Annotated in this window: 11 protein-coding genes and 1 pseudogene; 5 read left to right on the forward strand and 7 right to left on the reverse strand. The window is 47.1% G+C overall.

What is annotated here, in order from left to right; translation table 11 throughout:
- Positions 1-787 precede the first annotated feature (787 nt).
- Positions 788-1891: an Mrp/NBP35 family ATP-binding protein gene (locus ACU52_RS01640; protein WP_053397492.1), complete on the forward strand. Its 1104-nt coding sequence runs from the start codon at positions 788-790 to the stop codon at positions 1889-1891.
- 314 nt (positions 1892-2205) lie between these two features.
- Here the strand turns inward: ACU52_RS01640 and ACU52_RS01645 are convergent, their stop codons facing one another.
- The 5 genes from ACU52_RS01645 to ACU52_RS01665 form a co-directional block, all read right to left on the reverse strand.
- Entirely contained in the window at positions 2206-3468 is a 1263-nt protein-coding gene (locus ACU52_RS01645; protein ID WP_021853841.1) for an ABC transporter permease, read from the reverse strand.
- A gap of 50 nt (positions 3469-3518) precedes the next feature.
- Positions 3519-4622 (reverse strand): ABC transporter permease, encoded by a 1104-nt coding sequence (locus ACU52_RS15420; RefSeq protein ID WP_082335107.1) that lies wholly within the window; start codon positions 4620-4622, stop codon positions 3519-3521.
- Between the two features lie 84 nt (positions 4623-4706).
- The gene (locus ACU52_RS15425; RefSeq protein WP_021853839.1) at positions 4707-5696 is read right to left on the reverse strand and encodes an HlyD family secretion protein; all 990 of its coding nucleotides are present in this window, start codon (positions 5694-5696) and stop codon (positions 4707-4709) included.
- 5 nt (positions 5697-5701) lie between these two features.
- The gene (locus ACU52_RS01660) at positions 5702-7195 is read right to left on the reverse strand and encodes a TolC family protein (protein WP_021853838.1); all 1494 of its coding nucleotides are present in this window, start codon (positions 7193-7195) and stop codon (positions 5702-5704) included.
- 45 nt (positions 7196-7240) lie between these two features.
- Positions 7241-8116: a hypothetical protein gene (locus ACU52_RS01665; RefSeq protein WP_021853837.1), complete on the reverse strand. Its 876-nt coding sequence runs from the start codon at positions 8114-8116 to the stop codon at positions 7241-7243.
- 284 nt (positions 8117-8400) lie between these two features.
- Between ACU52_RS01665 and ACU52_RS01670 the strand changes: the two genes are divergently transcribed.
- The 3 genes from ACU52_RS01670 to cydB are packed head-to-tail and all read left to right on the forward strand — an operon-like array spanning position 8401 to position 11430.
- Positions 8401-8604, forward strand: coding sequence for a DUF4492 domain-containing protein (locus ACU52_RS01670; RefSeq protein ID WP_021853836.1), 204 nt, complete (start codon positions 8401-8403; stop codon positions 8602-8604).
- Positions 8605-8640: 36 nt separating this feature from the next.
- Complete coding sequence (locus ACU52_RS01675) at positions 8641-10251, forward strand: cytochrome ubiquinol oxidase subunit I (protein WP_053397494.1); 1611 nt, start codon at positions 8641-8643, stop codon at positions 10249-10251.
- Between the two features lie 42 nt (positions 10252-10293).
- Positions 10294-11430, forward strand: coding sequence for a cytochrome d ubiquinol oxidase subunit II (gene cydB, locus ACU52_RS01680; RefSeq protein WP_053397495.1), 1137 nt, complete (start codon positions 10294-10296; stop codon positions 11428-11430).
- A gap of 114 nt (positions 11431-11544) precedes the next feature.
- On the opposite strand, the gene pgeF is transcribed toward cydB, so the two are convergent.
- Together pgeF and obgE are read right to left on the reverse strand one after the other, a co-directional pair.
- A complete protein-coding gene (pgeF, locus tag ACU52_RS01685) occupies positions 11545-12321 on the reverse strand; it encodes a peptidoglycan editing factor PgeF (protein ID WP_053397524.1) in 777 nt (258 codons plus the stop codon).
- Between the two features lie 77 nt (positions 12322-12398).
- Complete coding sequence (gene obgE / locus ACU52_RS01690) at positions 12399-13586, reverse strand: GTPase ObgE (protein ID WP_021853831.1); 1188 nt, start codon at positions 13584-13586, stop codon at positions 12399-12401.
- A gap of 946 nt (positions 13587-14532) precedes the next feature.
- Between obgE and ACU52_RS15520 the strand changes: the two are divergent.
- Positions 14533-14728 (forward strand): annotated as a pseudogene (locus tag ACU52_RS15520) (transcriptional regulator).
- The last annotated feature ends 8 nt before the right edge of the window (positions 14729-14736 follow it).

The following is a 14736-nucleotide window of genomic DNA, read 5'->3' on the forward strand; positions in this document are numbered from 1 at the left end:
TTGCAAAAGGGCACATATTACATCGCGATATGTGCCCTTTTGCATTGCGGAATGTATGCTTTTGCATTGTTGTTGCAGTCTGGTGTATGCAGAAAATATTTTTGTTAAAAACTCATCACTCGTCACAATTGTGTGTAAGGTATTGAATGACAGTGCGTTAATGTGTGACGAGTTGAAAACGCAACTCGTCACACACAGCTGTATTTGGCCTGTTGAGGCTGATTTTGCGGCTAAAAGTATTAATATATTGGCTTTATATTGTTCGGAAAATGGAGAAATAATAGTGATGTGACGAGTTGCGTTTTCAACTCGTCACGCATTAAGTCGCTGATTGATAGAGTGTTAAACCCTGTTGTGATGAGTGATGAGTTTTTTGCGAAAAAGTTTTTTGTATTTCGGAGTTTGGGTTCTTTCCTAAATTTGGTTGATTTCAAAGTGTCCTTTCCCTGATTAAAGTTGATTTCGCTTTGGTGTTTATCTGTTATCGGTTGACATCTGTATGCAGTTGATAGGTCAAACTTTTTGTCTTGGGGCTAAAAGGCTGCGGCATCATTGGGCGAATGGCATCCTTGCCAGTTTGTTTATGAGTTATGATGATTTTGTTGGTTATATAGTTTTGTCGGAGTATTTTCAGATTAAAAATTTGTTTATTTGCATAATTATTGCGTATTTTGCAGTAAAATTACGATAATGTGCAGTGTGCCAGCTTTTAGGCATGAATTTTGTTGGAATAAGTATATGAAGCAGACACTGACTGCCTTGTTGTGAAATATAAAAAATAAACATTATGACATTATATCCAAAACTGATAATGGATGCCTTGGCTACCGTTACGTATCCGGGTACCAAGAAGAATCTTGTAGAGAGTGAGATGGTGGCCGACAATCTGCGTATTGACGGCATGAAGGTGTCGTTCTCGCTGATATTTCCGCGCGACACCGACCCCTTTATGAAGTCTACCATCAAGGCTGCCGAGGCTGCCATACACTATCATGTAAGCAAGGACGTTGAGGTGACCATAGAGGTGGAGACTAAGTCGAAGCCCAGGCCCGAAGCCGGAAAGATGCTTCCGGGCGTAAAGAATATCATTGCCGTAAGTTCTGGCAAGGGCGGAGTGGGCAAGAGCACCGTTGCTGCCAACCTGGCCATATCTCTCGCACGTCTTGGCTATAAGGTCGGACTGCTTGATACAGACATCTTCGGCCCGTCAATGCCTAAGATGTTCGGCGTAGAGGATTTCCGTCCCTATGCAGTTCATAAAGACGGCCGCGACCTCATTGAGCCTGTTGAAAAGTATGGCGTGAAGCTGCTGAGTATAGGTTTCTTTGTAAATCCTGACACGGCTACACTGTGGCGCGGCGGAATGGCTTCTAATGCGCTGAAGCAGCTCATAGGTGATGCTGACTGGGGCGAGCTTGACTATTTTGTGCTCGACACGCCTCCAGGAACAAGCGACATACATCTGACGCTGCTGCAGACACTGGCCATAACGGGTGCAGTTATAGTGAGCACACCGCAGAAGGTGGCACTGGCAGACGCACGCAAGGGTATCGACATGTACAGAAACGACAAGGTGAATGTGCCTATCCTCGGACTTGTTGAGAATATGGCGTGGTTTACTCCTGCCGAACTTCCTGAAAACAAGTATTACATATTCGGCAAGGAAGGATGCAAGAATCTTGCCAAGGAGATGGACGTGCCTTTGCTGGCTCAGATACCTGTTGTGCAGAGCATCTGCGAGAGTGGCGACGACGGCAAGCCGGCTGCCCTTAATGTTGACACCATGACAGGTCAGGCATTTATCAATCTGGCCATGGCTGTTGTAACAGTTGTCAACCGCCGTAATGCCGAGCAGGCGCCTACAAAGATTGTTGAGGTAAAGAACAGCTGACGCCATGATGCCGTCTGAACATGGCTTATGGGCTGTGATTATTATAATGCGGTTCTGGCTCGATGTCCTTTAGGCATGGCTCTGGTTATGTAAGGGCAATGCAGCGGCAAGCGGGCTGCGGAAAACAAAGAGACAGATTAAAATCTCAGTCTGCTTGCGGCAGGTAAGGACATATCCGGCCTGATTGCGGATAAAAAATTTAACGGAAGTCAGCATGCAAGTGCATGCCCGACTTCCGTTTATTTTTATGCTAACTTATTGATTTTGCGCACATACATTTTTTTTATGTGCGTCTTTGTTTGCATTTTATATGTCTATTCTGCCGTTTCTGTTTCGGCAGTTTCGTAGTTTCTTTCAGTTCTTAGTCTTTCAATTTCCTTTCGTCGCGTCTTTATTATCTGGCGTCTGTAAAGCAGGCACGTTATGAGGAAATAGACGAAAGCCTGAATCCACAGTGCCCTGTATTCGTACAGCACGTCGCCAAGGCGTGCCTCCATGCCGTTCATTCTGACAAAGCCGCGTATGCCGAAGGTTGAAGGAACGAGGTTAGACACCCATTGCCAGAACTCCGGTATGGCGCTCTGCGGCCATGACACTCCTGACACAAACAGGAATGGCAGTGAAGTGAATACAACCAGAAGTATGATGTTCTCGCGGTATCTCACGGCGCATGAGACAATCATCGAGAAGAATATGCATGAGAGCAGATAGGGCAGCATGAAGCATGCCAGGTCGCCGGCATGAAGCAGCGACGTGAAGCCGAATATGCGTGGCACAACAAGAGTGATGTAAGCTGATATCACGGCATAAATCATAAGATAGCACAGCGACTTGCCAAGCACGATGCGGAATATGCCGTTGTAATGCCTGCTTACGGGAACGAGCTGCTTAAACCTGTTCTTTTCTCTTGCGGTTCCTGCCGACAGACCTACGCCAAGCAGCAGAGTCTGCTGCAGGATGAGTATAAGCACCGCTGGTATAAGAAAGTTGCCGTATCCTCCAGTTGTGTTGAATATCTGCACTTCGTCAAAGTCAAGCGGCTTTATCGTTATCTCGTTCTCACGTTCGGTGGTGTTGCCGGCGCGCTGAATCTGTATTTCTGAATTGATGTTTCCGGCTACAGCAGTGGCTGTCTGGAATATGGCCTTGTAGTAGAGCATGAAACTCATGTCGCAGAACACGTTGACATGGCTTTGCTCCATCCGGTTGATGTTGGTCTGAAAGTCTTCTGGAAAATACAGCACGCCCGAGGCTTCTTGCCTGCCCACAAGGTCTCTGGCTTCGCTCAGGCTGTTGCAGTAATATGTAATCTTGGCGTCGGGTGACGCGTCAAACTGTCTGATGAACTGCCTGCTGAGATTGCTGTGCGACATGTCGACCACAGCCACCTGCACCTCGCGCACCACCTCGTTGGTGTAGATCCACGAGTAGACAAGCGGATAGAGCAGCGGCACTAGGATGAAGAAGATAAGCACACCCTCGTCTTTCCAGGTGGTCTTCATCTCTTCAGCCCAGATGTAGCACATGTCGTGTATGCCCTCATTGATCTGTTGTATTAAGCTTTTGGCTTTTTTCATCAGGTTTTATATCTTAATTCTTCTTCTGTTTTATCTTCTGTTAAAAGCGCTTAAGGCAAGTACTCATATTCTAAGGCGGCTTTCTTTATCTTGGACACAACCAGCACGGGGAGCATAATGAAGCATACCATTGCCGTTATGTTTATCCACGAGTAAGCAAGCGGATAGCCGTTGAAGATATTGAGCTGATAAATCATGTAATAGTGCCGTAGCGGAAACAGCTGGGCTATTGATTTTATTGCCGGCGACATGGCAGACAGCGGAAAGGCTGTGCCTGACAGCGAGAAACTCAATACGGCCCACAAGCTGCATATGCTCATAGACATGCGGAGCGACGGCGTGAGTCCAAAGACAAATATGCCGAAGCCCTGAGCCGCGAGGACTGAAAGCAGGCCGAGCAGCAGTATAGCCGGCAGTCCGCCGGGATGAGGAAACTGCAATATGCCGAACACATACATCATGTAGCCATAGAATATGGCCAGGAACACCAGCGTCTGTGGCAATATCTTGCCGATAAGTGCATTGTGAATGTTATTGCCGGCTGTCTCCATCCATTCTTTCGATGTGCCGAATTTCTGTTCCGTTCCTATCGAGTAGACCGTTATCAGGAAGATGAAGAGCATAAGGCAGCCCGGAATGATCATCGTGTTAAGATAGATACTATAGTTTACGGCGGGATTGTTCACCGTATGCAGGTCGATGACGATAGGCTGCAGAAAACTCATAATCTGGCTTTCTGTCAGTCCTTTTGCCTGCAGCACAGACGACGCTGCCCCGGCAGAGCCAAGCGTAGATATGGTCTTGAGGTCGCGGTAAAGCAGCGCTCCGGCAGTAAGTGAGGTGGAGCTGTAGTAGAACGATATTTTAGGCTGCCTCATTGACAGCAGCTCAGACGTTGTGCCTTCGGGAATATACAGGAAGGCATAAATCTCGTTGCGCTGTATGGCATTGCGAGCCTCGCTTACGTTAGTATACCGTTTTACGATTTTTGTAGTCTGGAATGCGTCCAGCTTTCTTATTATCGAGCGTGTGGTAGATGTATTGTCGAGGTCTACTACGCCAACGGGCATGTCGGTCGGCTGCCCGTTGCTCATTAGTGAAGTAAAAAATATGGTGACAATAACGGGAAATATCAGCATGCAGAACAGATACATCGGATTCTTCTTCAATATTCTGCATTCTCTGCATGCCACGCTGATGATGTTCCTTATGCTGACACTGTTACCCACGTTCTGGTTTTATCTGTTTTTAATTATTAGCGACATACCCGGTCTTAGTCCGTCAAGCTTTGTTACAGGACGGGCTTTCACCTCGAAAGTCTTCAAGTCATACTGTCCGTTGCTCTTAGTGGCTTTCCATACGGCATAGCTGCCTTCGTCCTTGATGTAGTAGACCTTCATCTTCAGGTCTTTGCTGAAAGCCGGGCAATATGCTGTGAATGTGTCGCCGTTCTTGAGTCCGTTGAGCTGGTCTTCACGCACGTTGAATGTACCCCACAGGTCGCTCATTATTGATATGCTCATGATAGGAGAGCCGGCTCCGATAAGTTCACCCACTTTGGGATAAATGCTGCTTACCTCGCCTTCAACCTGTGCTATCTGCACGGTTTCGTGTATGTATGAGTTTATTTCCTGTACGGCACCCTTTGCCCTGTTCACCTGAGCCGCAGCTGCACGCTTCTCTTCGCGGCGTGCGCCGTTTACGGCCATGTCGTATTGGCTCTTAGCAGCCTTTGCCTGAGCTTCGAGCGCCTTATAGTTGGCAAATGCCTCGTCGCGTTTCTGGGCACTCATGACACCTTCGTCAAACAGACGCTGAACACGCTCGTATGACTTCTTTGCAATGTCAAGTCCGGCCTTGGCCTGCTGCCACATCTCGTAGGCTCCGCGTATCTGTTCCTGACGTGCGCCCCTGTCTGCCATCTCGTTCATGGCGGCAGCAGCGTCTTCGGCACTTTCAGCCTGCTTCTTTTTGGCCTCAATGTCAGGAGCGTCTATTATGGCCAGCGTGTCGCCAACCTTTACATAGTCGCCCTCCTTGACTCTAAGTTCAAGAATGCGCCCGGGCACCTTGCTCGACACCCTGTATTCTGATACTTCAATTTCGCCCTGTATCGTTTCAGTTGTCTTGCCAAAAGCAAAGAAACCTATAACTCCTACAATAATGACGGTTATGGCAAATCCGGTTATTGTAAGCAAGATGTTGTTATGTTGTGATTTTTTTGTCATGATTTCTAATATAATGATTCTCCAAGAACTTTCTTTAAGTTGAGCTGTGACAGCTTAACATCAATTTCAGCGTCTATCTTCTGTGAGCGTGCCTGCAGCCATGCCGTCTGGGCGGTCATGACATCCGTAACGTCCATTACGCCCTCTTTGAAGCCGAGGTTGGCACATCGCAGGTTTTCGTCGGCACGTTCTGTATTTTTGTTTGCCATGTTGAGCCGCTTGTTAGCTTCGCTCACTTTGAATGAACTCTGGTTAACCTGCAGTTCCACCTTTTCGCGTGCTTCGTCGAGCTCGAGCATGGCTATCGTAGTGGCAGTCTTGCTGGCCCTTATCTTGTATGAACTTTCAAACCAGTTCCATACAGGTATTCTCATTATCACCCCGACATTCCATACACCGGAGAACTTCTTTTCGAATCCGTTGTAAAGGTTGGGATTGGTTACAAGATAGCCTGCGGTGAGCGCTATTTGCGGCAGATACGCGGCCCTGATTATATTTGTTGTCTGTTTGCTTATGTCAACCGCATTCTGCAGCATCTTCAGTTCTGCACGGTTCTCCTTGGCGGCATCCGTGTCAACCAATGGTGTCATTTCCACCTTGCTGAATGCGTCTTCTTTATCTTCGTCTTCAAGCCTTATGTCCTTGCTGATCGGCATGCCGCACAGCTGGCAGAGCAGCATTTTTGCCAAAGACACTCCGTTCTCAACTTCCAGAAGCTGCATCTCAGCCTCGTTTAGCTTCACGTCAACCTTCAGGCCGTCGGCTCTGGTGGCAACGCCTTCGCGTATCATCTTTTCAACGTCGCCGCTCAGTTTCTTCACGAGGTTCAGATAGCTGTTAGCCAGCTTCTCCTTATGTTTCAGCGACACCACGGTCCAGTAGGCATTGTCGATGTCGTATATCGTGTTCTGCGTCTTGCTCGTTATGTCGTTTTCAGCCAGTTGCTCGCTTATGTCGGCTATCTTGTTTGCCGCAACGATGCTTCCGCCCATGAATATCGGCTGGCGCACCATGACAGATGCCGTAAAGATATTTCGCGTGTCGGTCCTGAAAGCGTCGCTTATGGATTTTCCTATGGCGTTGCCTGCATTTTCCAGTCCGGGCATTATCTTGTTGGCTATATTTCCAAGCGCTTCGGCTGTCTGCGGTGTTATAACGCCCTGACTAACCATGTCCGTTATTGCAGACGATACGGTGTTGCCCAGTTGGCCGGCAGTTGTAGTGCCGAGGTTGCCGAGCACGCCTTTCTGTTCATTGTTGAGGAGAGAAATCTCCTTGCTCATGAATTCGTATCCGCCGAGCACGTCAACGTGTGGCAGATATTTTGTGCGTGCGGCTTTCCGTGTGTTCTGCGCCACGTCCTTCTTAAGCCGTGCAATGTTTATCTGCTTGTTGTTGCGCAAGGCCATGGCGCGGCAACTGTCGAGCGACAGTACCTGTTGCGCCGCCGCTGTGGCAGGGGCGCATATCAGGAGAAATATGGCAGCAACATTCTTCATAAACGAATAGCGGTTAATTCTTCTTGATGATCCTGAGGTCAGGGCTTATTTAAATGAGAAGTTGCGAGAACCAATCATGTTTCCGTCGGCAAATATGCTGACGTTGTATGTACCGTTGCTCAAGAACTCGTTTACGTTCCAGTATGTTGTTACAGCAGTCTCGTTGCCGGTGTATTCAATGTCTCTTTTCATTGAGTATTGCAGGCTGCGGTTCTCATAGTTGAATGTTCCGCCGTTGGTGAGCACAGAGCCGGTTGGCGTAGTTATGCGCACGTAGATGGTCTTCATGCCGCTCTGGGCTGTAACGTTCTTGGCTATGCTGAAGTTTACCTGAAGAGTCTTACACTTTTTCAGGCTCTTTGTAACCTTGCCTCTCTTGTTCTTGGCTGTCAGTGATATGCCTGTGGCATCAAGCTGAGCAGCAATGGCGACCTTCTCAGAAAGCGACTGCTTGTCGGCATTAAGACCTTCGATCTGTCTTGTTGCCTCAGCGTACTGTCCCTTCACGCGTGTGTTTTCTGCTGTAAGGTTCTGGTTAAGACGGTTGAGTGAGTCTATTTCCAGAATATAGCTTCTGATGACGGCGCGGCATGTTGCAAGCTCCTTTTTCAGACGTGCAATCTCGCGTGCGTCTGTAGCCTTCACGTTCTTCAGCTCTTTCAGCAGCTGTTCGGTCTTCATCTGCTCCTGCGTGAGCTGCTCTATGATAGAGTCGTTGTTTATCTGAGTCTTCATCTCACTGTACTGGTCGGCAAACTGCTGATACTCGTTTTCCATTTCTTTCTTGTCGAGCTCGGCCAGTTCCTGCATGTCCCTGTTAGCCTGCTTTTGCTGCTGCAGACTTATAGACAGGTAAACTATTCCACCGAGTAGAAGTACACCAATGACAGCTGAGATTATTATAATTTTCTTATTTTTCATTTTAAATTCTGTTTTAAATTAATCATGATTATTAAACTGAATGCCATAGTGGCATATTTAATTGCAAAAGTAGATTTTTTTATCTTAAAAGACAAAGCATTTATTGAAATAAAAAAACTATTATTGTCAATTTTGCCGTGTTTTTGAACAAAATTAAAATTTAATGTGTATTTTTGTTGAAATTAACTTGCCTTATGCTAATTCGGCGTTTACATTTTGTCGTGAATATGGCATTGAGAGTGGTTATTTGTACTGAATATCTAATATTATGAAATAAAACGGATATGTTGCGCAAGATTTTCGATTTCTATTACAGCGGTTTCACCTCGATGGACATAGGAAAGAAGCTTTGGCTTGTCATTATCATAAAGCTTGTGATAATATTTCTTGTTGTGAAGCTGTTTTTCATGCCCGACGTGCTAAGCCAGAAGGCTGCGGGCGGCAGTAAGGCCGACTATATAAGCAGCCGTATGACCGGTGCAGATTGACAGAGCAAGATTAATAACTATTAAAAAATAAAGTGTATGACAGATTTTTTATTGAGCATTAGTGCAGGGACCGTCGACTGGTCGAGAGCTCAGTTTGCACTTACAGCCATATACCATTGGCTCTTTGTGCCGCTGACGCTCGGACTTGCGCTTATTATGGGAGTAATGGAAACCTGCTATTATCGCACAAAGAGCGTCTTCTGGAAAGACACTGTGCGCTTCTGGCAGAAGCTGTTCGGTATAAACTTCGCCATGGGTGTGGCAACCGGACTTATCCTTGAGTTTGAGTTCGGCACAAACTGGAGCAACTATTCGTGGCTCGTAGGCGACGTGTTCGGTGCGCCGCTGGCAATCGAGGGCATTGTGGCTTTCTTTATGGAGGCTACGTTTGTCGGCGTAATGTTCTTCGGCTGGGGCAAAGTGTCAGACGGATTTCATCTTGCGTCGACATGGCTGACGGGACTTGGCGCTACGATATCAGCGTGGTGGATTCTTGTAGCCAACGCATGGATGCAGTATCCCGTAGGACAGGTGTTCAATCCTGACACGATGCGCAACGAGATGACGTCTTTTGCAGATGTGGCTCTGTCGCCTTTTGCCATAGACAAGTTTTTTCACACAGTCCTTTCAGCCTGGATTGTCGGTGCTGTGTTTGCCGTGGCGGTCAGCTGTTATTATCTTATCAGGGCCAACAGCGGCAAAATGCCCGAGGCTACTGCCGCCAAGACAAGAAAGTTTGCTGTCAGCAGTATAAAGATTGCCTCAATAGTAGGACTCGTTGCAACGTTGCTTACAGCTTATACAGGAGACAATTCTGCATATATGGTGGCAAAGACACAGCCCATGAAACTTGCTGCAATGGAAGCTCTGTATGACGGTGAAGAAGGTGCGCCGCTTACGGCTGTGGCCTTAATAAATCCGTTCAGACAGCCTGACTATGCCGCTTCTGAAGAGTTGCCTCTTCAGGTGGCAATACCCAAGATGCTCTCTGTGCTGGCAACGAGAGACCTAAACGGCTTTGTGCCTGGCATAAACGACATCATTAAGGGCGGATACACGCAGCATGACGGTACGACTGCATTGTCGTTTGCGGAAAAGTCGGAGCGCGGAAAGGTCGCCATCGATGCAATAGGCAAATACCGCGAAGCCAAGAAAAACGGCAATGCTGCCGAGGCTGATAAGTATGGCGCACGGATTAAGGACAATGTTAAATACATCGGTTACGGATATATGGACAATCCCGACCTGATAGTGCCTTACATACCAGTGTGCTTCTGGTCTTTCCGTATTATGGTAGGCCTTGGCATGTTGCTCATCCTAGCCTTTGCCGTAACGCTGTTTGTTGTCTACCGTAAGGACATTCTGCGTCTCAAATGGCTGCATATTGCATGGCTTGTTCTTCTGCCGTTGGCCTATGTGGCAAGCGAGTCGGGATGGGTGCTGGCCGAACTCGGACGTCAGCCTTGGGCAATACAGGACATGCTGCCCACATGGATAGGCGTGTCTGACATCAGTTCCGGGTCGGTTATCTTCACGTTCTTTATGTTCCTCGTGCTGTTCACGCTTCTGCTTGTGGTTGAAATCAACATTATGTGCAAGGCCATAAAGCAAGGTCCGGAGTTTTCTGATGTTGCTGCCAGACCATAATTGTGTCAATAATAAACATGAACGATAAAAACAAAGAAAATTATGACATATCTTTTTTTGCAACAATATTGGTGGTTTCTGGTGTCGCTGCTTGGAGCGCTGCTCGTTTTCATGATGTTTGTTCAGGGAACAAACTCTATTATCTTTTCTCTCGGGCGCAACGATGTTGAGCGCGGAATGCTGGTTAATTCTACCGGCCGCAAGTGGGAACTGACCTTCACCACGCTTGTAACGTTCGGCGGAGCCTTCTTTGCCTCGTTCCCGTTGTTCTACAGTACGAGTTTCGGCGGTGCCTACTGGCTGTGGATTATCATCCTGTTCACCTTCGTGCTGCAGGCTGTCAGCTACGAATTTCAGAAAAAGCTCGGAAATATTCTCGGTGTAAAGACCTTTCAGACCTTCCTTGTCATCAACGGATGGGTGGCTCCGTTCCTTATTGGTGTTGCCGTGGCTACATTCTTCACAGGCTCTAACTTCGTTGTTGAGAAGGCAAACTTCACCAACGGACTGTCGCCCGTGATAAGCAGCTGGGCTAACGGCAGCAACGGCCTTGACGCCCTTCTCGATGTGTGGAACATTGTACTTGGACTTGCCGTCATGTTCCTTGCGAGGGTTACAGGTATACTCTATACGGTGAACAGCGTCTCTGACATATACATACGCCAGCGCTCAAGAAAGCTGCTGCGTATTAATCTGCTGCTGTTCCTCGTTACATTCCTGGCTTTCCTTATTTATGTCCTTGTGAAGGACGGATACGCTTATGACCCTGCAACAGGCAACATCTTTGTCGAAAATGGCAAGTATCTTTCAAACTTCCTTGCCTTGTGGCCGCTGGCTGTTATGCTTGTAGTGGGCGTTGTGCTGTTCCTTTACGGAACGGGGCGCACCGTTTTCGACACCAGTTTTAATTCTGGAATATGGACAGCCGGCATTGGTGAAGTGTTGGTAGTGCTGAGTCTGTTGCTGTGTGCCGGACTTAACAACACGGCGTATTATCCTTCTGCCGTTGAGCTGCAGAGCAGTCTGACCATTCAGAACAGCTGCAGCAGCGAGTTTACGCTCAGCGTCATGTCTGTAGTGTCGCTGCTCATACCGTTTGTTCTTGCATATATAGTTTATGTGTGGCGCATCATCGACCGTCACAAGATTAACCGCGAGACGGTGGAGGAGGGCGAATAATAGTCGCCCTTCCGCATCATATCAACAGTAAAGGCCATACCCCATTCACTGCGGGATATGGCCTTTACTGTTTTATTCTGTATGCCTTCAGGCATTTTCCTTGTGGCTTAGGTGTCAGCGCAATATTATTCCTGTGAATATTCTGCCTGATTCAGTGCCGAGCTTTCGCGCCGAAAAATAGTCGTTGCTGTTGTTGTAGGTGCATACCCCCGACACGTTTATGTTGTCTTCCTTCAGTCCCATGGCCGCCAGCTGCCTGCGGTTGCATTCGGGCAGGTTGATGTGCCATTTGTCTTCCTTGCGGCTTATGTCGGCCATGTTGAATCCGGCAGCCTCAAATTCGGCATAAACTTCGTCGCCTACTTCAAAGGCGTCTATCGATATGCCCGGTCCTATAACTGCCGTCAGGTCTTCCGGACGTGATCCGAACGACACCTCCATCATCTTTACAGCCTTGCATGCTATGCGCTTTGCCGTTCCGCGCCATCCTGCATGCACCGCTGCTGCAGCGTGGTGTGCATAGTCGTATATTAATATAGGTATGCAGTCGGCGGTAGACACTCCTATGCACACGTCCTTTACGTCGGTTATCAGAGCGTCGACGCCTTCAAGAATCATTCCTTTTACCGTTGCCGACAGCGACAGGAAGTCGGCACCTATCTGCATCACTTCCGTGCCGTGAGTCTGGTGCGGCATAATGACACGCTCCTTGTCAACGCCGAGTTCACGGCATAGGGCTTCAAGGTTCTTCTCAATGTCTTCAGGGTTGTCACCGCAATATCTGTTTATGTTCAGCTCCGCATAGTTTCCGGTGCTGTGTCCGCCGTGGCGCGTTGTGCTGAATGCCGTCGTGTCGGGCGATATGTCATAATATGTAAGCTGTGGCTTCATCATAGCAAAAGTGTTTTTGGTAAAAGAGCCGCATGTTTGCCGTTGCGGCATGTCATGCGGCTCTTGTCTTATGTTTCTTATTTATCTTCGTCAATGTCAAAATACTCAACATCGTCAAGGTCCTCATAGTCGTCGATGTCCTCAATGTCTTCATCATCAACAAACACTATCTCGTCCTCGCCCTCTTTAAGCAGTTCCTGCGGCAGTGTGCTGAGGTCTTTGTCGCGGTGAACCAGCGTGTCTTCAGCTGTAATGTCCTGCAGCTTGTTGCTCTCGCTGTTTAGCTCTTTCCACAGCACGTCTTTCAGTTCGTTGATGCCCTGACCTGTTACGGAAGATATGAACACTACCGGAATGTCGTCGGGCGTAGTCTCGCGCAGCATCTCTATAAGCTCGTCGTCGAGCAGGTCGCATTTTGTCACGGCCAGCACTCTGTGCTTGTCGAGCATCTCGGGGTTGAAGTTGCGCAGCTCGTTGAGCAGTATCTCATATTCCTTCTTTATGTCGTCAGTGTCGCCGGGCACCATAAACAGCAGCAGCGAGTTGCGCTCTATGTGGCGCAGGAATCGCAGACCGAGACCCTTGCCCTCGCTTGCACCCTCGATTATACCCGGAATGTCGGCCATGACGAACGACTGTTTGTCGTGATAGCTCACAATGCCGAGCGACGGCTCGAGCGTAGTGAACGGATAGTTGGCTATCTTTGGGCGCGCACTCGACAGCGACGACAGCAGCGTGCTCTTGCCCGCGTTGGGGAATCCAACAAGTCCCACGTCGGCAAGCAGCTTAAGCTCTAATATTATCGTCATTTCCTCCATCGGCTCGCCCGGCTGAGCGTAGCGCGGAGCCTGGTTGGTGGCGCTGCGGAACTGGAAGTTGCCAAGTCCGCCGCGGCCGCCTTTCAGCAGCAGCACCGTCTGTCCGTCGTATGTAACGTCGCACACATACTTTCCTGTTTCGGCGTTATACACCACCGTTCCGCACGGCACGTCGATATATTGGTCTTTGCCGTCGGTGCCGTGACATTTGTCACGTCCGCCGTTGCCTCCGTGTTCGGCAAACACGTGGCGCTGATATTTCAGATGGAGCAGCGTCCAGTAGTTGTGGTTGCCTCGCAGGTAAATGCTTCCGCCTTTACCGCCGTCGCCTCCGTCGGGACCTCCGTTGGGGTTGTATTTCACATGGCGAAGATGCATGGAGCCTCTTCCGCCTTTGCCTGAGCGGCAGTAAATCTTCACATAATCTACAAAATTGGATTCCGGCATGTTGTTATCGTCTTTGTTAATATTTTGCTGCAAAAATACGAAATTATTGCAAAACGTGCAATATATAAGCGGTGCAGATAATAAAATTAAGTATTTCTTTGTTATTGTTTTGCCCTGTTGCTGATTCCGTATTGTTCCGTCTATGATCTTTTGACGCTCTGATATGTAAACACAGCTTTTGCCTTTCAAACTGATTCTCGCTGACGCTCCAGAGCGGGCATTTTCAGAAATTAAAAATATTTGTACGCAAATACTGTCGAAATCGTGTGCAAATGTAACGCATTGTTGTTCAGCATAATATCGGCATAGAATATAAAGTGTGCAATTATTTTCGCAATAAACGGCTGCAAAAAGCCCTGATTCAGCTTTAAAAACAGCCTTTTCGTGATTCAAAAACGGCCCACTTTTGCTCCAAAACCGATAGGTTTATCATCAGAAAGTGCCCCGTTTTCTCCTCTTTGTAAATATCCTTTACCATTTCATGTCCTTGTGTCCGCCTCGCCTTTCTATTTCGTCAGAAAATCCAAACATTCCTGTAATGTCATTTTGTAAGGCTGTTTGGAAAATTTACTTACTAAAATTAATTTTGGAATCAAATAGAAATAAGTTTAATTTAAATTCAGCCTTAATTGATAACTTCACTTTAAAAGCGGCTTTCTGCATATAAACTTAATTCTATTTTCCTTTTACTTTTCGACAGTGGCATATTTTATATTTGCCAATCGCTAAAACTGTAGTATTCTATCTTAGATAGATTTCGTTATAAATTAAAATATCTTAAATATAGTGTCTTTATCTGTTCTTAATTCAATTCTTTTAAGTTATTAATCAAGCATATACTTTTTAGATACTTAATCAGACAAATTTACAAAAAGAATTTCTGTTGTCGAATATAATTCACTATATTTGCATAATATAATTGCATCTAAAAATATAATTAAATAGAATAAAGATTGTTTTATCGGAGAGAGATTTAAAAACTTGGTTAGCGAAAAAACTGGATAGGAGCTTCAATATAGTTAACTCGTATGCTTGTAACAGAATCCATTCTAATTTGGAGACCTTACAGCAATTACTGAATTTCTTCAGTTGACATAAAAGATTTGATAACAGACAAGAAGAGCGGTAACAGTTCTTTATAGATGTTATT

The organism is Xylanibacter rarus, from assembly GCF_001275135.1.
GTDB classification, from domain to species: domain Bacteria; phylum Bacteroidota; class Bacteroidia; order Bacteroidales; family Bacteroidaceae; genus Prevotella; species Prevotella rara.

What these genes read in the sequence shown, in the direction of transcription:
- pgeF (WP_053397524.1), bottom strand. Translation starts at nt 12,321, where the DNA reads ATGAAGCCACAGCTTACATATTATGACATATCGCCCGACACGACGGCA.
- ACU52_RS01660 (WP_021853838.1), bottom strand. Translation starts at nt 7,195, where the DNA reads ATGAAGAATGTTGCTGCCATATTTCTCCTGATATGCGCCCCTGCCACA.
- obgE (WP_021853831.1), bottom strand. Translation starts at nt 13,586, where the DNA reads ATGCCGGAATCCAATTTTGTAGATTATGTGAAGATTTACTGCCGCTCA.
- ACU52_RS15425 (WP_021853839.1), bottom strand. Translation starts at nt 5,696, where the DNA reads ATGACAAAAAAATCACAACATAACAACATCTTGCTTACAATAACCGGA.
- ACU52_RS01645 (WP_021853841.1), bottom strand. Translation starts at nt 3,468, where the DNA reads ATGAAAAAAGCCAAAAGCTTAATACAACAGATCAATGAGGGCATACAC.
- ACU52_RS15420 (WP_082335107.1), bottom strand. Translation starts at nt 4,622, where the DNA reads ATGTATCTGTTCTGCATGCTGATATTTCCCGTTATTGTCACCATATTT.
- ACU52_RS01670 (WP_021853836.1), top strand. Translation starts at nt 8,401, where the DNA reads ATGTTGCGCAAGATTTTCGATTTCTATTACAGCGGTTTCACCTCGATG.
- ACU52_RS01675 (WP_053397494.1), top strand. Translation starts at nt 8,641, where the DNA reads ATGACAGATTTTTTATTGAGCATTAGTGCAGGGACCGTCGACTGGTCG.
- ACU52_RS01640 (WP_053397492.1), top strand. Translation starts at nt 788, where the DNA reads ATGACATTATATCCAAAACTGATAATGGATGCCTTGGCTACCGTTACG.
- ACU52_RS01665 (WP_021853837.1), bottom strand. Translation starts at nt 8,116, where the DNA reads ATGAAAAATAAGAAAATTATAATAATCTCAGCTGTCATTGGTGTACTT.
- cydB (WP_053397495.1), top strand. Translation starts at nt 10,294, where the DNA reads ATGACATATCTTTTTTTGCAACAATATTGGTGGTTTCTGGTGTCGCTG.